Genomic DNA, 26,175 nt, shown 5'->3' with positions numbered 1-26,175 from the left:
ACTTTATTATTCTATTTTACCTATCCAATCCTATTTGCCCTGCCCTAGTACCAGGTCGTGCTCTTCCGGGTAGCTGAAGGTATTGTCAATCATCCAACGTCCTTTATAAATCCTGGCTCCGCCCATCTTGAAAAGTTCTTCGCCTTTCTCATTAACGAGTCCTTCCGCCCACCATTCTTCGGTCGGTTTCAACATCAGGATTCCTTCCGGGCTGTTGCAGACGCTTTTTATATCGGCGGTGTCATAGGCTTTCTCGCAAGTAGGAGTATCCGTGGAAACATCAAACTTATAGACTGCCGAAGCTGCTGTCATCCATAGTTTATCATTTTCACCGTAGACCGGGAACAAGTCATGTCCGCCCGATTCTTTGTCAAATGTGTAGATACGTGACTGATTGGTCAGTTTAGGGCTGGCAGGATTGTCATTGTTATATTTGAAGCGGAATAATGCCGTAGTACCGGCCTGTATAGTAGCCGTAGCGTATATGCATTCTCTCTTTTTATCCCACACGACATTGTGGGCATTACCCAATTTCACCGTATTAGCTTTCATTCCGAGTACTTTTATCGTATCTACCACAAAGGTATTAATTTCACCGGACTTTGACTCTGCTGTAACAATATTTCCATCCGGTAATATTTCTGCGGAGTGAGGGTTCTGTCCGCAATTGGCGTAGAACATTAATTTATGGTCTGATATGCGAATTAATGCGACCGCTCCGCCGGAAGCGGTCATCAATATATAGCGTTTATTGAAAACCGGCTTCACTTCACTCGGATTGATGAACCAGTCCTGATGTGCCGAAGGAACACAAGCCGTATAAGGGTCCCAACTCCAAACATTACGTCCTGTCTCCGCATCTCTTATCACAATGGCACGTTTCGTCTGCTCTGCCAAAACATATGCTTTCGCAGGAAGTTGAAACGGTTCATTCTGTGCAACAGGAGTTGCGTCGTCATCGGAACAAGCCCCGAAAGCTATATTAAAGCCCAAAAGAATGGCTAATAAACTTATTTTCTTCATATTCATAACTATTTTACTTTCTATTTTTTCTTTATTAAAGCCTCTACTAATTTCTTACTGTGACCGGGTATCATAGTAATCAATCAAAGGATAAACAGACAGATTCAATTGCCGCATATATGAAAGATAATCTTCATAAGGTTCGTACTCTAATGAGACAATCCCTTTATTCGAAGCACTACCGTTTGAAGCATAACCGTCATTATATTCAAAATGTATCCATCCAATGCAATTCTTCGTTTCAAGCAGACGCAAACAGAAGTTCTGATGAAACTCTCCCCGGTTTTTCTGTGTACGTACGAGCCAGCCACCTCCCTCGGTATTCGAATAGTTAGTTCCTTTGTAGGAGGCATCTTCAGCCTTTGTATAGAACTCGGAAACCAAGAAGGGCTTCACTCCGCACCATGATTTCAGATTGCCCAGGAAATCTGTTTCCGGTTGCCAGCGTCCATAGTAATTGATGGAAACAATATCGCAATAGCGGGCACAAGCCTCCACTACTTTCTGATTGTATTTACTCCAGTCATGCAGACGCGTACCCAAAATCAAGTGTTCCGTATCGTAACGTCTGACGATCTTCGTTGTCAACTGATAATAATAATCAGCAACAACTTCCCTAAAATCTTCCTGTTCTTTCTTGGTTATCGCTGCGGAAGGGACTATACCTCTGTCCTGCATAAACTTTTCGGCATAGGTTCGGGCCGCTTTGTAACGGTCGGGCAAAGCCAGGAAATGTTTCAGGTCAATCCCCCGTAGAGGGTCGGCATTCTGATAACTCGCAAATGGCAGTTCATTATCGAGATAATATCCGACAAAGTGTTTGTCACCTGCAAACAAGGCAGATTTCTCTCGTACCAGGTCGTCGATATAGGTTTCAAATGTTGGTTCGAAAAGGAGAACCAGGCGATTGTACTTATCGTCATCAAAAGCATAACCTAAATTCTTACTCATATCCCACATAAAGGTGCGAAGCAAATACAGGGTTTCCGCATATGCAATCTTCTGTGTCTTCGGTGTTAACAGGTTAGCACGCATAGTGGCGGGAAATGCTTCAATACGATTTGAGCCATACGAGATATAGTTGATATGGTTATCCGCTATCAGTTTTCCTGTTTCCTCGCTCCACCGAGCTTCACTACCAAACTTAGTACTGAAAGCTTTCTGATGGGCAGCAGATTCTCCCGGACGAACGTGCTGGATTCCATGAAGAATCACAGCACCATTATCAGGGTCGAGCAGATAAGGGCGTCCACCGCAATAGGCTACCCGGAAGAAACCATCTTTTCCCGTCACAGAAGAGGGTTGCAAGCCGATTCGTCCGCCCCATGCAGTCCGGCTATATTCTAATGAAGGAGTATAGCGGTTCATATTATCAATGATGCGGGTTTCACGGGAATCGGCAGTTGTCCATGATTGGAAAGTTCCGTTCTGCCACTTTCTATATTCTACATTCAGATAAGTATATTCATCTGTTGCAGGTGTAGCGGGAGTTTCCGGTTCCGAAGGTTCTCCTGCATCGGAAGAAGAACAACCTGTCACGAACGACATCAGTCCGATTAAACAGAAAAAGAGGAAACAATGATATATATGTCTATCCATATTACTTTTAATTAATGCATCTACTTACTCAAGAAGCAGATAAAGCTTTGCCAGTATCTGTTTCATAGAGAGACAGGAAGTGTTTTATAGTTAGTAACCATATACGAGATGCTCATCTCGTGCATTACCAGATGAGCATGTCGAGCAGTACGAGATGCTCATCCCGAACAGTACCAGATGCTCATCTCGTACACAGTATCTAACTATCAAAGAACTCTTATCCCTATACAATCCACCTATTATCTTCCTATAATGTACTTGTTGGCTCTATATAGGAGAACCGTTACTTCTTCTTAGGGAACTTGATTTCCAAGGTCATCACACGTACAGTCGCATTACTGGACACCAATTCCTTGGGTTCTGTCATGCTAATAATCTTCATAACGCCTACCCTTTCTCCTGCCGTTGAGGTATCCGCTGTCTTGAATGCGATAATATCCCCAACTGCAACAGGATTCAATTGATTGGCAGTGATGATGCTTGATGAGATTGTACTTATGGAAGAAGCCGTTGCATTATCAAAATCAAAGCTTGACAATATGGCAAAACGGGTATCATTTTTCACACTTATAGCACTCAGTTTACCTGTTGAACCTGAAAATTCCCCATCCTTATCTTTGAAGCTCATAGAATACAAACGAGGTACAGCCGAACCACCAAAACAATAGAACTTAAAGTCTACATTCTTCGCATTACTCTCGTTAGCAATCGCATAATCAATAGAATATGTTTTTAAGTCGTTAAATGACAATAAACCGTATGTATCGGGATACTTGGCATTCGGAGTATTGGCAATAGGGTGACTGCCTATGGTAACTGTAGCAACGTCCATATTGACATACGCTGTCACATATCCTACCGTATTCTTATCCTCTCTTCCATCCGATACTACAATCTTAAGTTGTGAGGTAGCCTCAGTAAAGTTTATTTCAGGTGAATAATCCAAACTTGTTTCACCATTCTTTGTTTCTCTCAGAGCTTCGACTTCCTGTCCATTCTCAATACGATAGATTATAATTTCATGAACACCACGAACTGACTCGATTTTCATCGGTACACCTTTCTTTGCGTCGGTATCCGCAAATATGGTCTTTTCAGGTAAAGTCAGTACAGGGCCGGGGATAGTTCTGTAAGTCACAGGCAGTGTCGAAATTGTAATATATCCATATGTATCTTCCGCTTTGACCTTAAAACCTCTATCACCTTCTTTATAATTTATCATTTCGTCGTATGCATACGCTTTCTCGCCACTCAAGTTTGCAGTACCTTGCGATTCCTGTCCGCTGGCTGAAACCAGGTACATTTCAACCGTTTTCAGACCGGCTTCTGAAGTTACTTTAAACGTCGTGCGGGGAATAGTCGGATTTTCATCCATTTCATCATAGATTATCTCTTCCGGGTCGAAAGTAATGACAGGACGTTCTACAACATCGGTCACAGATATAGGCAGTGTACCCGTAATTACATGATTCAATTTATCGGTGGCTTCAATAATAAAAGCCTGATAATTCGCATCATATTCTAAGTTTTCAGATAAACTGTAGGAGTTCGGGTTAAAGAAATCCGTTATAGTCTTATAATCAACAGTTCCTTCCACTGTCTGAATTTTCATTGTCACACTCTGCAGTCCGGCTTGTGACTTGATTACAGCTACTACAGGCAGATTGTCGACTTTATTCAGATCGACAGCCAATTGTTCCATCGGGAATTTGATAACAGGAGCAGCGGCATTAGGGTCAATATTTTCATTATCGTCACCGCAAGCCACAAAGTTCAAGCAAAGCCCGATTAATAAGATGGTATATAATTTACGAATCATAATAAACTCATTTTTATTTAATACTGATTATTTCTGATAATAACAATATTTCTCGAATATGTGGATTACTCCATTTGTCGGCAAGATATTGCTAGTCTTAGCATTGCGTTGAGGCGATTTACCATTGCTGCCTGTTTCATTCACCAAAATCTTTCCTACGGCAGCTTGCCATGGATTCTTCCAAACGGACATGGTCATCAAGCCTTTTTCACCGGGAAGCATTGTCAATACAAACATGGCTTCTACTTGTAATTGTCCATACGAGCTATATTCACCATCCACAATATGATACAAAAGCATATCTTTCACTGTTGCTTTATCGCAGTCAGTAATGGAAGCCACACCCGGAAAAACATTCTCACGATAGGACTGCATAGCCGTATTATTCAGAGCCAGATAAGTATATTTGTTTTCAGTCTGAGTATAGTAATCCTTCAGACCGGTATATTCTATTGCCGCCGTAAATTCAGAGAAAACATTCTGATGATCCTGAAAATACTCCCAGGCAGTCACATTCACATGAGGATCGTCAACCGATGCTTCATAATCATAATTCTTCTGCAAGTCCAAATCGCACCCGGCCAGTGCTATCATACCCAGACAAAAGAAAAGCGTTTTATATATTGTCTTTTTCATCGTTTCAAGCTTTTTAGTTATTACCATAATATGTATTCTGAGTTATTTTCGGATTCTCCAATATGTGTGAGTAGTGAATCGGGAATAGTTCATTGCCATCCTGACTCATACCGTTGACAGACTCCATCACTTCTTTCCATTTTCCTGTACGTACCAGGTCGAACCAGCGACGGCCTTCACCAACCAACTCAACCTGACGTTCACGTAGAATGTAATTAATGACCTCATCTTCCGATGCAAAACTAAGTGCTGTAGGAGTAGCCAAGCCTGCGCGGTCGCGCACTTTTTTCACCAAATCCAGGGCTTCTTCCCATTTACCTAAACGGGCACGGGCTTCTGCCTGCAGTAACAACATATCCGTATAGCGATAAACCGGGTAAGCAACTTCACAAGTCTTGTTCAATGAATTACTGATATCGCCAGCCATGTATTTACGCAATTCGTTTCCATTCTGATAATCCTTCACTGTGTATGCTTTACGCAAATCACCCTGCATATCCGGTTCATTGAAAATATTCATCAATTGATCTGATAAAACGGCTGCACGGTTGCCCGAACCGGAGAACCACTGATACATATAACTATATCCGTTTACACCCACTTCATCCATATTAAAGTGAATGAGGAAAATAAACTCTTTTGTAGAGTATTCATCATTTTCGGGGGTATCGTCCGATGGTTTATTATTCAGTTCTTCCGTAAACATGGTATGCCAGGTTTGAATGGATGGCTCAAAATCGACAAAACGACCTTTAGAGGATTTTATATCAGCCATTTTATCAATGGTTTGATCTGCCAGATTATATTGTTTAACCCACATGTAAGCATCTGCCATTATAGCCCATACGCCACAGATAGAAATACGTTTACGCTCAAAGTTCTTATTACGGTTAATCAAGCTTTCCGCTTTCTTCAGGTCGGGAAGAATGACATTGTCTAAAATGTAATTCTTATCAGTACGTTCTTTGTAGATAGCATCAGAGTATTTCTCTGTCGGTTCGGTAAACAAAGGTACATCACCCCAAACACGGATAGCATAGAAATAGGCCAAAGCACGCAAAGCATATGCTTGTCCGAGATAATCGTTACGGTCGGCAACATCCGGCATGCTGATATTAGGAATATACCTGATAGCCAGGTTTGTCTGATTAATCATTTGATAGAGGGTAGTCCATTTCGCACATTTCTCGTCTGTAGACATCAGGTTGTTGATAACACGTGCCTGGTCTGCCATTACCGGAGCACCGGGGGCTACGTTGTCCGAACGGAATTCTCCCCAATAGAAATAGTTTTCACGCAAAGTAGAACGCAGCAATCCGTAGATTTCATTCACTCCTGCCTTGGCGTCACGGGCAGTTTGCCACATATCGCCTGCCGGGATTTCACTTACCGGTTCTTCGTTCAGAAAATCCGAGCAGCTATTCAATGATAGAGCCAGGCATACAGCTCCAACAAAATATTTTATCTTATTCATACTATATTCTCAATTAAAAGTTAGCAGAAAAACCAATACCATATTCTCTCTTTCTCGGGTAGCGGTAAGAGTCTTTACCTACCTGAAGAGGATTGCTTGTAGAGAATTCAGGGTCGAATCCAGAATAGTTAGTCCATGTCAAAGCGTTGTTAACAAAAGCGTAGACATTCACATTCTTCAGCATCAGCTTCTTTATCCAGTTTCCAGGAAGGTCATAAGCTATGCGTACGTTCTGCAAACGGATGAAGGAAGCATCTTCCAGGTAGAACGAGTTACCCATACGGGCATTGTTGAAATCGTCATTGTACGGACGGGGATAGATGGCCTGGTCGCCCGGATGCAGCCACATGTTGTGGATTACTTCCGGTGAAGGAGTCGTTCCGGTATATTTGAACATATTACGGTTATGTTCCGCCGAATTATAAATCTTTCCACCCAGTGAATAATAGAATCCTAAGTACAGGCTCAAGTTCTTCCAGGTCAGTGTTGTATTCAGACCACCGGTCACGTCAGGCATAGCATTGCCAATCACCATACGGTCATTATCATCAATCACACCGTCACGAGTAGTTTCCGGCTCTTCCCAGTTGTAGTCTCCACCACGGAACGGTTTGCCGTTCGGCAATGTTTTCTGACGAATATTACCAGCATATTCTTTTCCATCCAACAAATATTTATATTGGAATACGCCATTCTCGAAGACCGGAGTCAGTTGCTCCCACTTTTCTGTGAAGGCATTCGATTCATCGTAAGCAAACACACCGGCACTCTTGAATCCGTAGAAATCACCGACGCGGCCACCTTCCTGCATCCACCAGATATCACCTTCCATATAGGCTTTGCCTTCAGACAGTTTCTCGATACGGTTGACGTTCCTGGAGATGTTGAATGAGGCATTCCATTTCCAGTCTTTCGTACGGATAATATCACCGGTGACGGCAATTTCGAAACCACGGTTACTCATCTCACCCACATTGGTTTTCATGTAAGAGAATCCCGATTCTTTCGGCAACTGGTAGTTGGCAAGCAAACCGTCGGTGTATTTATCGTAATAATCGGCAGTAATCGTCAGGCGGCTATTCCAAAAGTTCAAGTCCAAACCAAGGTTGAATTGTTTAGTCTCTTCCCATTTCAGGTTGTCTTTACCGATGCGGGTAGGAATCACGCCACCAATTCCATCATAAATAGAGCTGGGAGAATAAGAATAGATATAGTCATAGTTTCCGATAGCTTCATTACCTGTGATACCGTAACTTACACGAATCTTACCATCTTCAAGGAACTTTTTAGAGAATTTCATAAAGTTCTCATCAGAAAAACGCCATCCTACGGATACTGAAGGGAAGTTACCCCATTTGTTTTCTTTGGCGAAACGGGACGAACCGTCACGACGCATATTGGCTGTGAACAGGTATTTCCCCAGATAATCGTAAGTCACGCGGGCAAAGACGGAAGCCATAGAGTGATTGCTCAATGTTGAGCCCGTAGCCGATAAGTCCAAGTTTGCGGCAAATGCATTCATGGTATAGATAAAGTCCGTAGAAGAATTTATTCCCACAAAAGTTTCGTTTTCATAACGCCATTGCTGGGCACTGACACCGACCATCGCACTAAAGTTGTGACCTTTTATTTTGCGGGCATAAGTGATGAAGTCCTCGTTCATCCAGTTCCAGTTCAGGTAATTATAAGAATATCCCTTATTCTGTTTCTGCCATTCGTCGGTGATTAGACTCGGTTCCAATTTCTTACGTTTATCGAGATAGAAGTTGGCATTGATATTTGCCCGGAACTTCAGATACTTGTTAAACTTGATTTCAAAGAACTGGAAGAAGTTGGCTTTATAAGAATCGGTAAAGTCTGTCGTATAATTAATCTGCGCAATCGGGTTCTTCTGTCCGTTGAAAACTCCGACCAAAGAACCGTCCGGGTAGTATGTATTGAAATAAGGACGGCGGGTTAGCACGGCACTCAACAATGTTCCTTCGTTCAATCCTTTTTTCTTGGAATATGTCAGAGAGATACGGCTACCCATATTCATCCAGTCTGTCGGTGAATAATCCGAGTTGATACGGGTGTTCAATCTTTGGAAACCGGTATTCGAGATAATACCTTTTTCGTTATAATAACCGGTATTGATGAAGTATTTCAGTTTCTTCGTACCACCACCAACGCTGACATCGACCTGGTCTTTTTGTGCAGTGGTCGTAATCATATCCAAATAATCGTTATCTACATTGAAGAACGAGTTCAAAGGGTCGTCCAGGATGTCGATACTTTCATTCGGATTACCGCCACCATACGTTTCAAAATACTCTTTACGGTATTGGTCGTACAAAAGACGTTCTCTGCGATTCGCCTGCGGCACTTTATGAGATAATGTACCCCATGAGTGATTATACTTTATGTCAATACGTGCTTTACCTTCCTGTCCGCTCTTGGTGGTGATAATAATCACACCGTTTGCAGAACGGGAACCGTAGATTGCCGCTGAGGCGGCATCTTTCAAAATCTCCATGGAAGTAATATCATTGGTGTTGATACCGTCGATACTTTCCAAAGGCACACCGTCCACGATATAAAGGGGAGTGACTCCTTCGGCAGAGAAAGTAGAGGTACCACGGATTTTGATAGAAGAAGACTCACCGGGTTGTCCTGAGCCGGAGACTACCTGCACACCGGCAGTAGTACCCTGCAATGCTTCAAACACATTAGTTGCCATCTTCTGCTCGATAGCCTCGCTTGAGATAGAGGTAATAGCTCCCGTCACATCACGCTTTTTCATCGTACCGTAACCGACTACCACTACTTCGTCCAGCAACTTGGAATTCTCTTCGAGTGTTATATTCGTCGTTTTATCTTTCACCACTACATCCTTAGCAGTGTATCCCATGAACGATACAGTCAGAGTAACTCCTTTCTTTGAAACATTCAAAGAGAAATTTCCATCCAAATCTGTTATAGCTCCATTAGATGTTCCTTTCTCCATCACATTGGCACCGGGTAAAGGAAATCCTGTCTTATCCACAACCACTCCTTTCACTGCAAATCCACCTTGTGCATAAGTCGGACCGGCAAGGAAAAAGAGACTCAAGGAAATCAAAAGAAACGACTGCAACAACCGCACTTTTGCCCCATTCAGCAAATTTTTCATAACTAGAATAAAATTAAATTGGTTAATTATCAAGGTTTAACTCACTACTTATTTAATCATAAGAAATGTATGGATTCTTTCAATAAGATATTATTTTATACTTATCATAGACGTACATGTTCTTCATAATACTATACAATTATTATTATATTAGATAAAGTTTATACAATACCCGGTTTGCTAAAATCCGTGTGTGCGTACACACCAAATAAAAGAAAACACAAGTACAAGTTGGTATTGTCCAACACCGCAAAAGTATGGCATTCGGGCATAATCCACCCTATCGGATTGTTCGTTTTATCAGGTCTAAAAATTCAGATGACTATTTTTTATTCACTTTGCAGAGTCCTGTGAAAGGGGATTCTGCGATTTCCTATACTGTGTGGGGGCAATACTGAAAAGTTCCTTAAAGCATTTATTGAAGTATTGCGGATTTCCAAATCCCAGCCGGTAAGCAATATCCGAGATATTCATCTCCGGAGCATTCAGCAGAAAATACGCAGCTTTCTTCAGACGCAGGTTCATGATAAAATTATTTGGCGTACTGCCAGTGATGCCTTTTATCTTTTGAAATAAAACGGTACGCCCCACTCCCATCTCTCGTGAGAAAGTTTCCACGCTGAATTCGGGATTCTCCATATTATCTTCCACTACCTGGGTAGCTTGTTCGATAAACTTTTGGTCGAGTTCATTCGTAGCAATCTTTTCCGCCTTATTATCCAACTGGCGGGCATATTTGTTCTGTAGAATCCTGCGGGTATTAATCAGGTTATTGCACTGCATAACCAGTCTGCGCATATTGAATGGTTTCACCACATAGATGTCCGCCCCGATTCGCAGCCCTTCAAGCTCACGTTCGGGAGCGCTAAGCGCAGTCAGCAGTACGACCGGGATATGGCAGGTTTCTATATTATTCTTGATTTTGGCACACAACTCCGTTCCAGGCATTCCGGGCATCATAATATCCGAGATTACTAAATCGGGTTGCATTACTTTTACTTTCTCATAGCCTTCTTCTCCATTACTTGCTGTTTCAACGGTGTATAACGGAGAGAATATATCTACCAGAATGTTTCTGATTTCTTCATTATCATCAATGACCAACAGCTTGCAGTCAGTAGTTCCATTCTCATTCTTTGCCGACTGAACCTCTTTAATCAACGCTTCTTTATCTTCCGAGTAATAAATGTATTCTTTATCCTGTTCCGGTTCAATCCGGGAAACGGAAGAATCAAAATGAGCATCCCCTTTCTTTAAGGTGACTTTAAAGCTAGAGCCTTTTCCCAGCTGGCTTTCTACTGTAATATCTCCCTGATGGGCTTTTACGATACCTTGACTAAGAGCAAGCCCGATGCCTGTTCCGCCATACTGCCCGATATTCTCGACCTGATAGAATCGCTCGAATATCTTCACATAGTCTTCTTCAGATATGCCTGCGCCATTATCAGAGACTGAAAACATACATTCATCCGTTCCGTCAGCCAGTTCAAGGGCGATGCTTCCACCGTCTGAAGTATATTTAAAAGCATTCGACAGCAGATTATTAACAACTTTCTGTATTTGTAAGCGATCGCCCCACACCAGGCATTGCTCGCAGTCGGCATGCAAAGTAAATGAAATATTCCTGTTGGCAGCCAATTCCTTGAACAGCACATAATGTTCCTTGAGCAGGGAATACAAGTCGAACTGGGAAACTTTCAGTTTCAGAAGTCCCTGTTCCTGTTTTCTGAAATCGAGTAGTTCCGTAATCAAAGATTTCAGGTTACCTGCATTCTTATGTATATTCAGCAATTTCGAATAAGCATAGGTAGACAACTTCCCGGAGTTCAATAGTAAATCGACTTGTCCCAGGATAAGCGTGATAGGGGTTCGGATTTCATGTGAGATATTAGTAAAGAAACGCAGTTTGGACTGGTTCATCTCTTCAATGTATTGTTTCTCACGAAGTTCGAAATCGAGTGAGGTTTTCAGGAACAGACGTATTCTGTATTCTCTGATAACAAAGAAAAGAATAGTCAGAATCACACATACATAAATAGTATATGCCCACCAGGTAGCATAGAAAGGCGGAGTTATCGTAATCTTCAGCGACCTGATAACTTCCGGAAAGTTCTTCAGCCTGATTTCGAAAACATAATTATCTGGAGAGATATTCGTATAAGTTATGTCATTTCCCGAACGGTTCTCACTCCATTCGTCATTATAGCCAATCAGTCGGTATTCCACTTCCCCGCCACCTATATGCAGAAAGTTGTCCGTGGAGAAGCCGATGGAAAAGACATTCTGTGAATAGTTCAATTTAATCCGGTCAGTATATGCAAAGGATTTATTCAGGATACCGGTTGGATCGCCGGTCGTTATTTCTTTGTTGTTGACATATAGATGCGCCAATTCCAAATCGTATATTTTCGGGGGATAATACAAACTGCTCTCACGGATTGAAACCATTCCCGTAGCTCCTCCCATATAAATATTATGATTGCGAGATACATGCAGGGATTTCCGGTTTACAAGAGTCAGCGGGAATCCTGTATTGGAATTAAAGTTAATAATCTTCCCTTCTTTCTTTTCCAACATCGACAATCCATGACCGGTACCAATCAGCAAATTGCCGGAAGGAGTTTCGCCCAGCACCCTGATATTTTCTCCCGACAACACATTCTCAGGTGTATGTAAGTGAAACAGACCGTCTTTCTTATCCAACAAGAAAAGTCCGTTTCCATGTGTTCCTACCCAAATATCCCCTGCCCTGTCTTCATAGATAACATTGACAAGTTCTTTTTGGGACCTGACTTTCTTTTTCAGGTTTATCTTATATGTTTCAAACCGTTTTTCATCAATTATATAGGCAACACAACCCTCGTCGGAAGCAAACCACAGTCTGTTTTTCGAATCAAGCAGCAAGGTATTATAATTATGTGTAAACAGTTCTTTCTGATGGATTAGTATTTCAGGTTTCAAAGTCTGTTTATCCAGGCTGACAACCGCCGAGGTAGTGCCAATATATAATTTCCGAGGAGTATCAGCCAATGCAAAAAGAGCTTCGCCCACCTTATCTTCTCCGGGTAACTCAAGAGCATATATGTCATTCCGATAAGTATCGAGATGAAAACAATTTATCTTATTGGTAAAGTCGGCGGCAATCCACAAACAATTATTAGCCTCATCAAAGACAATGTCTTTTAAATAGTCCGTGCTGAAATGATAGCCCGTATGTGCATTAAAATGCTTGAATGTCTCTTGTTCCGGTTGATATAAATCCAGTCCACCACCTTCCGTACATATCCATATATTTCCGGCTTTATCTTCTGCCATAGCACCTACAACCGGAAAAGACAATCCTTTACCCGAAGCATGAAAATGGACAAAATGCTGGTATTCCGGGGAGAAGAAGTTTACTCCACCCCAATAAGTACCCACCCAAACAGTTCCCTGCTTATCCGTATAAAGAGAGGTTACGGAACGGTTGGACATGGCACCTACCCGGTTCGGGTCTGCCTGATAATGGAAAATTTTACCGGTAGCTACTTCTATCTTACTTAGTCCGCTTCTATATCCTATCCATATATTGCCTTCCAAGTCCTGACACAAAGCTCTTGCCATATCGTCCCGGACCGCATAAATACTCTTGTCATTATATTCATAGTGGTGTATCATCTCTCCCTGTGGGGAAAAACAGAAAACCCCATGTTCTTGGGAACCTATCCAAATATTCCGGTCATTACCTTTAATCAATTTCATGACTTTTATTCCGGGAATGTCCAAAGATGTTCCTCCACAAGTATCCACACGCATTACCCCACCGTCTTTCAACGCAATCCACAAAGTTCCTTCCACGCCCTCTACCATAGTCGGCCCGGTATCAGGCAGTTTCAGGTCTTTATACATCTGTTTCAGATGACGGGTGTCCTTGTCGTATAAAAATAATTTTCCCTTTTCGGCAATCCACACCCCCTGTTTTCCCTTCGTTATAGTAGAAGGAGAAGAAACCGGAAGCAAATAATATTTTTCTGTTTCAAGGTCAAATTGGAAAAGTCCGGTAGAAGTCAACAGGAAAAGGCTTCCCTGACCGTCTTCTATCATTTGGGTGACATACAGATTGCCGTAGCTGATAGAGTCATTATGGAAATGATTGAAAACTTTGATGTGATTGCCGTCATAGCAATTCAGACCGTCCAAAGTAGCAATCCATATGCGTGATTTCTCGTCCTGACAAATATCGCTGACCGTTATTTGGGATAATCCATCTTCAACCCCCAATGCCTTGAACTTGTATTCCTGTGACTTGAGAGGGAATACAAACCAAAAGAGAAACAGAAGAATAAATAGACGAAATATAAGTAGCCTATGTTTGCGCATATGAAGACATAAGGTTTGTAACATACATTAATCTTGCTACAAAAGTAACAGTTTTTATGATATTCCCAAAATAGAAGCAATAAGTATCGGACAGTCCACTGTTTTATTCTTCCCGTCCGAATGAGCGATATTCCAGCGGAGTAAGCCCTGTACGCTTCTTAAAGAAGGAGAAGAAGTATTCGGTAGACTGAAAACCGAGAAAAAAAGAAATCTCTTTCACCGATTGGGAAGTGCCCACCAGCATTTGCTTGGCTTTGCGAAGTTTCAACTCCTGGAAATATTTGGCAGGGGCATAGCCCGTATATTCCTTGAAGACACGACGGAACCATGAATAACTGATATTGAGCCGCATCGCCAGTTCTTCCGGGTCTACATTGCTGGATACATTTTCGTTCATTATAATCTTTGCCTGCTCTATCTTCTGGTCGACATCACTCATCTCGAAAATCTTATTCTTGGAAACGGAGAGAATCATACCTATCATATGGAGTACAATGCCGGAAAGATATTGTTGCGCGGAAATCTTATCCGCTTCGGCCACTGCAAGAGCACGGGAAAACAAGGATACCAGTTCTTCATTGATACCGACTTCCAATATCTGTTGTTCTTGTGACAAAAAAGAATTATCCACAATAGCATCTATCGCAGGCCCTTCAAATCCGATGTAATATTCCGTCCAACCGGTCTGCCGCAAAGGACGATACGTATGCCACTGTCCGGGAAACAATACCATCAGCCGACCTTTACAAACTTGTTTTTCGGAAGTAGAATCTGATGAAAATAAACCTCGCCCTTTCGTAATATAGACCAACTGGTATTCACGAAGCACCCTGCCTTTTTCTGCATTAAAAAAGTAACCGGAAGGATGTTCTTTCAACGGGTAAGGTGAATCGGGCGGGATAGACTGATAGCCAACTGTATTGACCCATAAACCAAACTTACGGTCCATGTCATTTACAATCAGATACTTAAATTCCAGTCCTAAGCTATTATCCTCGGTCATATCAGCGTGTTTTCATGCAATTGAATTGGACAAAAATAGGAATTATTTTCAGAAAACACACGCTAAGAAACAAAAAACATCCGGAGTATACCGTGAAGCATCTCCGGATGTCTATCTAAAACAAACCTATACAATCAGATTTAGAAAGCCTTATGATATAAAGTTTCAATGTCTTCTACCGAAGTAGGACGGGGATTGCCACCCGTACAAACATCATTGAAAGCTGCCACAGCCAATGCAGGAATATCTTCTTCCTTCACATTGATTTCATGCAGTTTCTGAGGAATACCGATGCTGAGAGATAGAGCTTTTACAGCTTCGATAGCCGCCTTTACGCCTTCCGTTTCGCTCATTCCGGTAGTATCTACGCCCATCGCTTTCGCAATATAAATATATTTCGGAGCAGCAGGAGATTCGGCGTTATATTCCATCACGTAAGGTAGCAATAAAGCATTTGCCACACCATGCGGAGTATCATAGAAAGCCCCCAACGGGTGAGCCATCGAGTGAACGATTCCCAAACCTACATTCGAGAATCCCATGCCGGCAATATATTGCGCTTGCGACATTGCTTCACGGGCAACTACATCTTTGCCATTATCCACAGCCGCCTTCAGGTTCTGTGCAATCATTTCGATAGCCTTCAACTCGAACATATCGCTCATAGCCCAGGCACCCGGAGTAATATAACTTTCGATGGCATGCGTCAAAGCATCCATACCCGTAGCAGCAGTCAGACCTTTCGGCATGGAATACATCAGTTCAGGGTCTACGATAGCCACCGCAGGAATATCGTTCGGGTCTACACAAACCATCTTTTTACGTGCATCTTCATCGATAATCACATAATTGATGGTTACTTCAGCAGCCGTTCCGGCAGTAGTAGGTAATGCGAAAGTAGGCACTGCCTTGTGTTTCGTATCAGCCACACCTTCCAGAGATTTCACATCTGCAAAATCCGGGTTGTTCACAACAATACCGATTCCTTTGGCGGTATCAATAGAAGAACCACCACCCAAAGCTACGATAAAATCGGCTCCGGAAGCATTGTAAGCAGCCACACCATTTTGCACATTGGCAATAGTAGGATTGGCTTTTACATCACTATAAAGTTCGTAAGGTATCTGATTCTCATCAAATACTTTGATGATTTCGGCAGCTACCCCAAACTTAATCAGGTCTTTATCCGTTACAAAAAAGGCTTTCTTAAAGCCACGTCTTGCTGCTTCCACAGCAATCACACTCCGGCATCCGGCACCGAAGTAAGAAGTTTCGTTTAAAATAATGCGATTCATGGTTGTGCTATTTGTTTAAAGGGTTAACCGCAACACCTTCCAGGGTAGAAAATGCTGCGGTTGCTAAAGTTTATAAATTCAATGACTAGTAACAATATTATTTAGGCAGATTGAAAGCAACTGTCATTTCTTTCATCTGTTCCTGACTCATGCCATCCGGCTCAAAACCCATATTTTTCGCTGCGATATAGATTAGAGCTGATTTATTAAGTACATCGATCTGGTCGAACGCCTGCATCGCATCGCAATCAACTGCAAAGACACCATGTTTCTCCCACATCACAACATCATAATCCTGCAATTCCTTGATGGTAGCTTCCGCCAATTCTACAGAACTAGGCAATTTATAAGGAATGATACCCAAACCACGCGGGCAGAATGCCTTTGTTTCGGGAATCATACTCCATAACAGATTGGTAGCCACATCTTTTTCCAGGAACTTCGGGCAATGCGTCATGGCAATCAGTTCAATCGGATGTGTATGTACAGACGCTTTATAAGGAGAGTTTTTGCTCAACAGGTCGTTATGCACGCTGAGGTGAGAAGGCAATTCCGATGTCGGAGCCACAGCCTCGTCCGCAATAATTACATAGCTGGCACAGTCATCCAGAATACGGATCACCGAACCATTTTCCATCGGCCAACGAGCCAAATCGCGCATGCGTCTATTAGTTCCCTTGCAGTAGAAATAACATCCTTTCAGATAAGGAAGAGTCACACCGATAGACTTTACTTCACTGATCGGTTTCATCTGACGTATTTCATCGTCTACAAACTCTGTGATATTAATAGTGATATTACCACCGTTACGTTCAGCCCATCCTTTCTGCCACAAGTATCCGGCAACTTCTGCTACCTTATTTACTTCCTTGGCAAGTGCCGGACGATTCTCTAAGATTGATTTCATTCTATATATAATTTTAATTAGGCATGGATTACACTGATTTCGTCGCAAGTTATAAAAAAACTGCGTAATCCATGTAATCCACACCTAAATTTTTTAAAACAAATTTGGGAACACTAATGAGAAGATAAGTGCGGTCAGACCAGCTATCAGCACAGTTATGGTCTTGTTTGACACGCCTTTCCATTCTTTCAGAATAATTCCCCAAACATTACTAAATGTGACATTCAGCGCCATCAGGATACACCACGAGAAAGCCAGCAATACAGGACTTTCCGTAAGGAAACTCTTACCCATTTCCAGTCCGAAGAACTGCATATACCATAGTACACCAGCCAACGCACAGAACACCAGGTTGTTGCCCCATACCTTTCCTTTCGTATAGTCACTCATAGATTTATTCGCCACATTCTGTTGCAGGCAATAAACTGCATTCGTCAGGAATCCGCCGAATGTAACCAGGAAGATTACAGGAAGTCCGGCATAAAGTCCTTCCACTCCGCCAGCCAATGCCGCTTCCTTGATAGGCGTTCCGGCATCCAGTCCCAAAGCGAAACAAGCACTCATCACACCCGCCAGGAGAGCAACCAGCAAACCTTTTGTCAATGCGAAGTCTTTTACGGCAGCGCGCTTTTCTTCTTCACTCATGTTCTGCGCACGCAAGCTGCCGGCATATCCGATAACGGCGATACCTGCCAACGTAATACAAACACCTAAAAGAAGAATAAGTCCGTTACCTTCGAACAAATTTGTCCCTGCGAAAAGAGCCGGAAGAAGTGTTCCGAAGCCGGCACAAGTACCCAATGAGATACTTTGTCCCAACGCAACACCCAGGTAGCGCATGGAAAGTCCGAAAGTCAGACCGCCCACTCCCCACAATATACCATAAAAGATGCTCATTCCAGCACCTCCCGCTCCCCACAAGTCGAGCAAACTGCCCCCTTGGGGTACGCCCAGCAGTGAACCCAGGAACGGGAACACTAACCAGGCAAATACACCTTGTATTAACCAGAAGCTTTCCCAGCTCCATTCCTTTACCTTTTTGATAGGTACGTAGGAACTGGACTGGCAAAAGCTACCGATGGCTATAATCAACAAGCCGATTAAAATATCCATAACTTATCGTTTAGAAGTTACTTCGGCTTCGTACTTTTCGATTTCCGCAATGAAATCTTCGCCTACCGGAACATTGTTCTTCAAGCAGAACATATCCCATACTGCATTCCAGGGAAGAGCTTTTTCTTCTTCAAGCAGAGCCAGGCGTTGGAATCCTTGTCCGTTAGCTTCGTATTCGCGCAATTTGGCAATCGGTTCAAGCAGCGCACGAGTCATACATTTCTGTGCAGCACGGCTACCAATTACATAAGCACCGATACGGTTGATAGAAGCATCGAAATAGTCAAGTCCATAGTGTACGCGGTCTAATGCGCCACAACGAACGATTTCGCTGAACAGTTCCATAGTCGGGTCGTCCATGATAGTAACGTGGTCTGAATCCCAACGAACCGGACGGCTTACGTGCAACATCAGTTCAGGAACATAAAGCAGCAGTGAAGATACTTTATCAGCCACACTTTCTGTCGGGTGGAAGTGACCGGTATCCAATGTAATCATCTTGTTGCGGGAAGCACCATATCCGATATAGAAGTCATTGGAACCTACTGTATAGCTTTCCAAACCGATACCGAACACTTTAGATTCGATACAGTCTTTCATATTCTTATATTCAGTGGCGTAAATCTGGTCCAAAGAGTCTTTCAGCAACGCACGATACTTCATACGGTTTACTGTCATATCCTTGCTTCCGTCATGTACCCAAAGATTCATGATACACGGATCGCCCTGTGCCTTACCCATTTCTTCGGCAACTGCACGGCAGCGTTTTGTATGTTCAATCCAGAACTGGCGGATGCCTTCGTCAGGATTAGAAAGTGACAAATCACCTGATTTCGGATGAGAGAAAGAAGTAGAGTTGAAGTCAAGTTTCATGTTATGCTCCTTACCCCATTCTATCCAACTCTTGAAATGTTCCGGTTCTACCTGGTCACGGTCTACGACCTTACCTTGGAAATCTCCATAGATTTCATGCAGGTTCAGACGGTGTGTACCCGGAATATAAGAAGCAGCTTTCAGGATATCGCCACGCAATTCCTCGATATTACGAGCTTTGCCCGGATAATTACCGGTAGCCTGAATACCTCCGGTCAGTGAACCTGCCTGTACTTCGAATCCTGCTACGTCGTCAGCCTGCCAGCAATGAAGTGACAGATGGAAATCCTGCATAGTTTTCAATACTTGTTCGGTGTCTACACCTACTGCTGCATAACGTTCCACAGCAATCTCATACGCTTTCTGAATCAGTTCTTCTTTTTTCATGATATTCTATAATTTAAAATGATTATTCTGTCGGTTGTTTATTTATCGAACACAGTTCTTAAAGTGGATATAAGCCGCATCCCAAGCTTCCGTGTCTTGCGGCTGATAGGTTTTCAGCGGGATGGAGCGATTGATTAAGCGGCGCATACCGGCAACGTCCGTTGCTTCACCTGCCGCCATTGCCTGAATCATCACATTACCGATAGCAGTCGCTTCGGACGGGCCGGCTACCACAGGAATCCCTATCGCATTGGCAGTAAACTGATTCAGTAAATCATTCCGGCTACCGCCACCAATCACGTGTAATGTTTCAATCGGACGGGGAGAAAGCGAACGTAAGTTCTCCAATACTTGGCGATAACGCAAAGCCAAACTTTCAAAGATGCAGCGTACCACCTGTCCACGACTCTCAGGAACTGATTGTCCGGTAGCCCGGCAGTATTCTGCTATGGCTTTCTCCATATCGGCAGGATTTGCGAAACAATCATCATCGGGATTAATCAGGCTACGGAACGGTTCGCAGGAATCCGCTTCACTGATTAGTTCAGGATAACTCGTATCCCCCCAATTCAAGCGGCAACGTTCCAACAGCCACATTCCACAAATATTTTTCAGCAGACGGATAGTTCCTTCCACACCACCTTCATTCGTAAAGTTCAACGCTTCCGTTTCAGCATTAATCACCGGAGCATCTGTTTCAACACCCATCAGCGACCAGGTTCCGCTGCTTAGATAAGCAAAGTTACGGTCGAGTGCCGGGACTGCGGCAACGGCGGAACCGGTATCGTGTCCGGCTACCGCAATCACAGGAATAGCGCCCAATCCGGTAATTTTCTGTACTTCTTCTGTCAATACTCCCACTTTTTCACCCGGGAACACAAAACGGCCGAAGTTCTTTTCGCTCAATCCGACTGCTTTCAGCAACTCCGGCTCAAGATTGCGTGTTTGCGCATTCACCAGTTGGGCTGTTGAAGCAATTGTATATTCCGTCACCATTTCCCCGGTCAGCATATAGCTCAATGCATCCGGCATAAACAGAATTTTATCGGCTGCCGCCAGTGCACTGTCGTGATTACGACGCAAAGTATCCAACTGGAAAAGTGAATTAAAATTCATTATCTGAATACCCGTCTTACCATATACTTCGCTACGGGAAATACGGGAAAAGAGAGCTTCCGGCGCTCCTACCGTATGAGGGTCGCGATATGCATAAGGCTGACGAAGCAGGTTTCCGTCCTTTCCGACACATACAAAATCCACTCCCCAAGTATCAATACCGATAGAAGCGATAGATTCACCACGGTGAGCTACCAACTTCAAGCCATCAATAATATGACGATATAATGCATAAATATCCCAATAGAAATGACCACCGACTTCTATCAGATGGTTGGGGAAGCGGTTAATCTCTTCGAGGTTCAATCCGCCTTCAATGAAAGTTCCTAAGATTGTACGGCCGCTCGTTGCGCCCAGGTCGACTGCAAAAAAGTTTTGTTTCATGGTATTCTGTCTATATATTTAAGGTATCCATTTACCTACATTGCAAAGATAGACGATTCCTTCCTCGTATGCCTTACGCATTTTGATTGAAAGGGTATACATTTTGACACAAAAATCCGAAACGGATTTTTTAGGAATGCATATATGTTACTTGAATATAAATCCGATGATCGCTTTTTGAGGCAATAAAACCTATTTCTTTATTTCCGTACTTTCCGACATATACCTCATAGCCGGAGCTTAGCAAATCAATGCAGATGGCATTCTCTATCAATTTATTGATATCTTTTCGAAAATCAAAATGACGTATGGCATTGTGCAATCGGTATTGTCTATCAAATAAGCTACCAGATTTTCCAGAAAAGATACATTCCGAATAGCTTCCTTCGCAACTACATCTTTCAACAAGATGGTAGAGTAGACATTTCTCAGATACTCGAATATTACATTTGTTTCCATTGCCAGATTAAAGATTCAATTATAATTGAACTTTTTACTATATTTATCATGAATGTCAAGTATATCTTAATCATTTCTATTCTAACTTTCGTAACATCTCTGCAGAAAAATGTCCTGTTTGTCGCATTTACGCCATGCATATAGCGGCTATATTTTCCTAATGAGAGAAAACGATGCACAAATCTACGTATAGATATACATAATCAAAGTTGTTTTTCGCATATAAATTGTTGGAATATGCATAAACAGAGAACTTCTTATGTTCGTTTCCCGGTGAGGTACAAAGTGTTCCATTTAAAGGAACGAAGCATTTCATTTAAAGGAACACTTCGTTCCTTTAAATGGGATATACCAGGCAATGCAAAGAAAGGATTATAGAAAACGCAAAAAGCGTTTTTTTACACTAGTTCTCATAGTAACAAAGAGGTTTTCAAAATATCAATACATCAATTAATCCAATTTTTTACTTTCATTTTCACACCCATTACAGCTATACGCATCATATTTAACAGGCAATAAGCCATTATAAGAACACAAACAAAACCCTTTAAAGGCAAATCCTGCCAATTTTCCCCGTTTCGATTGAGAAAGGTACATTTTTTGAAAAAATAGAATGATTTAATATGCTATTTGTCGTATTTGGTCTTTTTCACATTTTAATCAGAGATGGGGATGAAAAGTTAATCCAAACTAGTCTTTTAAATAAATATAAAATAGAGACGGTAAGATAAGCAGTATAATCTCCACAATTGTACTATATATAAAGCCGTATTATGAAAAGCCTCAAGCACCAAACAAAAAAACACAACAGACTAATATATTACCTCTGTTTATTTAATCTGATATTCGTAACCTTTGCCTGCCAACAAAAAGGAAGTGGAAATTTACTTTTATCTACTGCAGATTCATTAATGTCCACCCGTCCGGACAGCGCATTGTATCTACTGGAAAATATCTGCCTATCAGAGATAAAAACACCTGCGCAAAAAGCTAAATATATCTTGTTACTAACCCAGGCACAGGACAAAAACTACATCACACCAACCACGGATTCATTAATCCGCATAGCCACTGAGTATTATGATTCGATAAACAATGATATAGCAATGCAGGCAAAAACCCATTATTATCTCGGAAGAGTGTACCAAGAATTAGGAAATAATCCTGCTACCATACGCGAATTTCTCAAAGCAATGCCATTAGTGAAACAATCGAAAGATCACAAACTATTATGCATGTTGTATGGAAACCTTGGATATGTATACTTCCAACAAGATTTATTGGACAAAGCGGATTCTCTTTATGTATGCGAAGAAGAACTTCTTAAACAAGAGGCTGACTCCGCCCATTTAGCAACGCTACTTGTACAACGAGCAGGTATTTGCATTATGAAAGGCCATGCTTTTCATGCCGAAGCTGAAGAGTTTTTAAACCAGGCACTATCCATTGCCGAAAAACTAAATAATACATATGTAGAAATCGAGGTCTTGGGTGTTTTAAGATGTCTCTATAACGACATGGGAGAACCTAAAAAAGCAATTTCATATATCAGGCGTGAGCTTATGTTACAAAAAGACACCGCTCAGCTATATGGTATATATCTAAGTTTGGGCGATGCTTATCGCAGAAGCAATAAAAACGATTCAGCTGTTTACTATGCCTACAAAAGCCTTGCTTCTCCTAGTTTTTATACTAAGGCTAATGCTTGTACTATATTAGAAGATGTAGCACGCAAAAAAGGAGACTTTGCTGAAGCAATACATTTCAAGGATAACTATGAAGCGTATATGGATAGTACAAAACAGCTCGAACATACAAAGGAAATTTTATCAGCTGAAGAAGAAACTCTTCTTCAACAAAGTGAACAAAAACACAGAAGCAACATATCATTATACTTTTATTATATCTACACAGGAATTAGTTTCATAATAATCTTCACTGTTTTTTTTGCATACAAACGAATCAAATACCGCCAAAAGACACAGCAACTAAAACAAAAACAGGACTCTCTATTACAAACCATCTCTGCACAATCCATTCAAATGAAAAAAGAAGTGGAGAATAAAGACGCTGAGTTAGAGGAGTTGAGACAAAAATGTAATAGGTATAATGGAGACAAACAAAAATTAGATCAACTAAATAGTTGTCTCAATGAATTATTAGAAGAAAAAAATAGGATATGTACAAAATTAGAAAATGCTATTACAAATAAAGAGAAAGAGATAGAGCTACTGACGCAACAAATACAATCTTCTGATGAAACCAGACATAATATACATTTGGCCGAGCAATTGACTAATATAAAAAAAGAGAAAAACTATTTGTTTGATAGCTTATTAACAAGCCGTTCTGTCGCCTACAAGACCTTAATAACCATAAAACAACACAATTATGAAAATCCAGATGAAAACAAAAAAATACCGACCGAAATATGGGAAACATTACTTTATGAAATAGACCAACTAACACACGGATTCATTAAGGGATTGATGGGAAAATACGAACGACTATCAAAAGAAGATGTCTACTTCTGCTGCTTAGTTAAAATTGGCATGAAATATGCCGATATTGCATATGTATTCGGTTGTACTTCTAATGCTGTATATAAAAGAAGAGATGCTATTTTAAAGAGAATGGATGTAGAAACAAAGGTTAAATTTGAAATTTTAATAGAAGAAATTCAATCTTAGTATACTGATTTTCAGCAAATAGCGATGTGTTAATTTCTTTTTAACCAAACACTACACAAACCAAATCAAGACTAAGCTCTATGTTTGCAACATCAAAACGAAAAAATTGAATCTATATTTTAAACACATGAAAAACTATCTATTTATTTTCATACTATTTAGTATGCTATTTGTGCAATTACCGGGGTTTGCCAATAATGAGATTGATACTTATTCAACACGCAAAACCGTTATAATACATGATTCGGTACAACATTCTGCACAACGTAGTCTGTTTCCCGCACAAGTATTTCTATTAAATCACCTATTAATGGTTGAATCATTAGATTTCGAATCTGATTTTAAAATAACCATAACGAATATGTCAACAGGTGAAATCGTGTATGAGCAATCTTATAATGCTAATACAAAGTATACAACTATTGATTTAGATATAGAAGGAACGGGAGAATACAAAATTGAACTGTCGTCAGCAAACTGGCAATTCTACGGAAATTTTAACTTATGAGGATACTACGCAATTCTTCGTACATTATAGATGTAAAATTGGAAGATACCGATAAGTATATGCTGATTCACGGCTATACAGGAGCAATAGATATTGTGAGTCAAAATATTATTTCTTTTCTAAAAAATACTCACTATGGTTTTACAGAAGAGGAATGCCCACTTTCAACAAAAACAATTACTGCATTGGAAAAACGAGGGTATATCACCAATAAAACCCAAGAAGAAGAATATGCACACGTGGAAAGACTGGCTGAAGCATTACATCGCAAAGAAAAAATCTTGAATACGGCTTTTACTTTCGCTATTACCTATAACTGTAATTTCAGGTGTCCATATTGTTATGAAGCGGAACTACACAGCGGTTCAACCAGTATAGCTTTCACTAAAGAAATGGCAGATAAAGCATATCATGCTATTATGGAGATAGAGCCACGCGAACAGTTACGTGCTAAAAATATTACCCTTTATGGAGGGGAACCCTTATTGAAAGAAAATAAAAAAGTTGTAGAATATATCGTCTTTAAAGGAAAGAAACTGGGCTTTAAATTCAATGCTATAACAAATGGATATGATTTAGATACATATGAAGAATTACTATCTCCAGAATTAATTAATCATGTGCAAATAACCATAGATGGAATGAAAGAGCTTCATAACTCTAAAAGAATACATTGCAAAGGTCACGAAACTTTCAATAAAATCGTATCCAATATTGGTATAGCATTAAAGCGAGGTACCGGAGTGACTATTAGAGTTAATACAGATAGGAACAATTTTGACGATTTAATAGGGTTAGATACACTTTTCAACAAGTTAGGTTATTCAAAATATAAAAATTTCAAGATTAATTCTGCATTACTACGTGACTATGATAAAGAAGGAAAATATAATAGCAGTACTATTCCCTCTGAGCTGTTTTCACAGAAAGAGTTTATGGAAAAACACAAACAATTAAATTTCAATTATGGATGCCAGGATTATGGAACTTTCTATAAGATTCATTCAGCGATATTCAACCATAATCCTCTAGTATTTAGTCCTATCTTCTGTAAAGCACAGTCCAATTCATATGTATTTGATCCATTTGGCAAAATATATCCCTGTTGGGAAGTAGTCGGAAAAACAGATTCACAAATAGGAGATTACAATAGAGACAAAATTTATTGGAATAGCGAAATTATTGAGCATTGGAGGAAATATAACACCAACAGCTCCCTTATGTGCAAGAATTGCAAATATGCATTACTATGTAGAGGAGGGTGTCCTGCTCATTCTTTTATTAATTCGACTCAATGTAATCAATTCTCAGCAATTATTAATTATTCAGCGAATAGGGCTTTTCGAAAAGTAAACAACATATAATTTATCAATTAAAAT

The 26,175-nt window shown here is 41.1% G+C and carries 16 protein-coding genes; 3 read left to right on the top strand and 13 right to left on the bottom strand.

Annotated features, from left to right (window positions below):
* Nucleotides 1-30: 30 nt before the first annotated feature.
* The 13 genes from HC965_RS16685 to rhaB form a co-directional block, all read right to left on the bottom strand.
* A complete protein-coding gene (locus tag HC965_RS16685; protein ID WP_191032513.1) occupies nt 31-1,023 on the bottom strand; it encodes a DUF6528 family protein in 993 nt (330 codons plus the stop codon).
* Nucleotides 1,024-1,077: 54 nt separating this feature from the next.
* A complete protein-coding gene (locus tag HC965_RS16680; RefSeq protein WP_191032512.1) occupies nt 1,078-2,622 on the bottom strand; it encodes a hypothetical protein in 1,545 nt (514 codons plus the stop codon).
* A gap of 283 nt (nt 2,623-2,905) precedes the next feature.
* On the bottom strand, nt 2,906-4,441 hold the full coding sequence (locus HC965_RS16675; RefSeq protein WP_191032511.1) for a hypothetical protein: 1,536 nt from the start codon (nt 4,439-4,441) through the stop codon (nt 2,906-2,908).
* A 27-nt stretch (nt 4,442-4,468) separates the two neighbouring features.
* Nucleotides 4,469-5,077, bottom strand: a complete 609-nt coding sequence (locus tag HC965_RS16670) for a fasciclin domain-containing protein (RefSeq protein ID WP_191032510.1) — start codon at nt 5,075-5,077, stop codon at nt 4,469-4,471.
* Between the two features lie 13 nt (nt 5,078-5,090).
* Complete coding sequence (locus tag HC965_RS16665) at nt 5,091-6,551, bottom strand: RagB/SusD family nutrient uptake outer membrane protein (protein WP_191032509.1); 1,461 nt, start codon at nt 6,549-6,551, stop codon at nt 5,091-5,093.
* Nucleotides 6,552-6,564: 13 nt separating this feature from the next.
* Complete coding sequence (locus tag HC965_RS16660) at nt 6,565-9,702, bottom strand: TonB-dependent receptor (RefSeq protein ID WP_191032508.1); 3,138 nt, start codon at nt 9,700-9,702, stop codon at nt 6,565-6,567.
* 333 nt (nt 9,703-10,035) lie between these two features.
* Complete coding sequence (locus HC965_RS16655) at nt 10,036-14,061, bottom strand: hybrid sensor histidine kinase/response regulator transcription factor (protein ID WP_191032678.1); 4,026 nt, start codon at nt 14,059-14,061, stop codon at nt 10,036-10,038.
* A 103-nt stretch (nt 14,062-14,164) separates the two neighbouring features.
* Complete coding sequence (locus HC965_RS16650; protein ID WP_191032507.1) at nt 14,165-15,064, bottom strand: AraC family transcriptional regulator; 900 nt, start codon at nt 15,062-15,064, stop codon at nt 14,165-14,167.
* A 140-nt stretch (nt 15,065-15,204) separates the two neighbouring features.
* The gene (gene fucO / locus HC965_RS16645) at nt 15,205-16,359 is read right to left on the bottom strand and encodes a lactaldehyde reductase (RefSeq protein WP_191032506.1); all 1,155 of its coding nucleotides are present in this window, start codon (nt 16,357-16,359) and stop codon (nt 15,205-15,207) included.
* Between the two features lie 97 nt (nt 16,360-16,456).
* The gene (gene rhaD / locus HC965_RS16640) at nt 16,457-17,266 is read right to left on the bottom strand and encodes a rhamnulose-1-phosphate aldolase (RefSeq protein WP_191032505.1); all 810 of its coding nucleotides are present in this window, start codon (nt 17,264-17,266) and stop codon (nt 16,457-16,459) included.
* Between the two features lie 93 nt (nt 17,267-17,359).
* Entirely contained in the window at nt 17,360-18,379 is a 1,020-nt protein-coding gene (gene rhaT, locus HC965_RS16635) for an L-rhamnose/proton symporter RhaT (RefSeq protein ID WP_191032504.1), read from the bottom strand.
* Nucleotides 18,380-18,382: 3 nt separating this feature from the next.
* Nucleotides 18,383-19,639: an L-rhamnose isomerase gene (locus HC965_RS16630; RefSeq protein ID WP_191032503.1), complete on the bottom strand. Its 1,257-nt coding sequence runs from the start codon at nt 19,637-19,639 to the stop codon at nt 18,383-18,385.
* A 42-nt stretch (nt 19,640-19,681) separates the two neighbouring features.
* Nucleotides 19,682-21,139 carry a rhamnulokinase gene (gene rhaB / locus HC965_RS16625; protein ID WP_191032502.1) on the bottom strand — a complete coding sequence of 486 codons (1,458 nt, stop codon included), beginning with the start codon at nt 21,137-21,139 and terminating at the stop codon, nt 19,682-19,684.
* A 1,232-nt stretch (nt 21,140-22,371) separates the two neighbouring features.
* Here rhaB and HC965_RS16620 point away from each other — a divergent pair.
* The 3 genes from HC965_RS16620 (at nt 22,372) to HC965_RS16610 (ending at nt 26,160) form a co-directional block, all read left to right on the top strand.
* Nucleotides 22,372-24,288, top strand: coding sequence for a lipopolysaccharide assembly protein LapB (locus HC965_RS16620; RefSeq protein ID WP_191032501.1), 1,917 nt, complete (start codon nt 22,372-22,374; stop codon nt 24,286-24,288).
* A gap of 127 nt (nt 24,289-24,415) precedes the next feature.
* Nucleotides 24,416-24,796 (top strand): DUF3244 domain-containing protein, encoded by a 381-nt coding sequence (locus HC965_RS16615; RefSeq protein ID WP_191032500.1) that lies wholly within the window; start codon nt 24,416-24,418, stop codon nt 24,794-24,796.
* Nucleotides 24,797-24,834: 38 nt separating this feature from the next.
* Entirely contained in the window at nt 24,835-26,160 is a 1,326-nt protein-coding gene (locus tag HC965_RS16610; protein ID WP_223854925.1) for a radical SAM/SPASM domain-containing protein, read from the top strand.
* Nucleotides 26,161-26,175 lie beyond the last annotated feature (15 nt).

The organism is Bacteroides sp. GM023, assembly GCF_014750685.1.
In the GTDB taxonomy this organism is placed as follows: domain Bacteria; phylum Bacteroidota; class Bacteroidia; order Bacteroidales; family Bacteroidaceae; genus Bacteroides.
The sequence above is the reverse complement of the archived record's forward strand: the minus strand, read 5'-3'. Positions and strand labels throughout refer to the sequence as shown.

Bases quoted from the DNA above. Each gene is read 5' to 3' on its own strand.
- HC965_RS16620 (WP_191032501.1), top strand. From the start codon at position 22,372: ATGAAAAGCCTCAAGCACCAAACAAAAAAACACAACAGACTAATATAT.
- rhaB (WP_191032502.1), bottom strand. From the start codon at position 21,139: ATGAAACAAAACTTTTTTGCAGTCGACCTGGGCGCAACGAGCGGCCGT.
- rhaD (WP_191032505.1), bottom strand. From the start codon at position 17,266: ATGAAATCAATCTTAGAGAATCGTCCGGCACTTGCCAAGGAAGTAAAT.
- HC965_RS16615 (WP_191032500.1), top strand. From the start codon at position 24,416: ATGAAAAACTATCTATTTATTTTCATACTATTTAGTATGCTATTTGTG.
- HC965_RS16650 (WP_191032507.1), bottom strand. From the start codon at position 15,064: ATGACCGAGGATAATAGCTTAGGACTGGAATTTAAGTATCTGATTGTA.
- HC965_RS16660 (WP_191032508.1), bottom strand. From the start codon at position 9,702: ATGAAAAATTTGCTGAATGGGGCAAAAGTGCGGTTGTTGCAGTCGTTT.
- fucO (WP_191032506.1), bottom strand. From the start codon at position 16,359: ATGAATCGCATTATTTTAAACGAAACTTCTTACTTCGGTGCCGGATGC.
- HC965_RS16675 (WP_191032511.1), bottom strand. From the start codon at position 4,441: ATGATTCGTAAATTATATACCATCTTATTAATCGGGCTTTGCTTGAAC.
- HC965_RS16665 (WP_191032509.1), bottom strand. From the start codon at position 6,551: ATGAATAAGATAAAATATTTTGTTGGAGCTGTATGCCTGGCTCTATCA.
- HC965_RS16655 (WP_191032678.1), bottom strand. From the start codon at position 14,061: ATGCGCAAACATAGGCTACTTATATTTCGTCTATTTATTCTTCTGTTT.
- HC965_RS16680 (WP_191032512.1), bottom strand. From the start codon at position 2,622: ATGGATAGACATATATATCATTGTTTCCTCTTTTTCTGTTTAATCGGA.
- HC965_RS16630 (WP_191032503.1), bottom strand. From the start codon at position 19,639: ATGAAAAAAGAAGAACTGATTCAGAAAGCGTATGAGATTGCTGTGGAA.
- HC965_RS16685 (WP_191032513.1), bottom strand. From the start codon at position 1,023: ATGAAGAAAATAAGTTTATTAGCCATTCTTTTGGGCTTTAATATAGCT.
- HC965_RS16670 (WP_191032510.1), bottom strand. From the start codon at position 5,077: ATGAAAAAGACAATATATAAAACGCTTTTCTTTTGTCTGGGTATGATA.
- rhaT (WP_191032504.1), bottom strand. From the start codon at position 18,379: ATGGATATTTTAATCGGCTTGTTGATTATAGCCATCGGTAGCTTTTGC.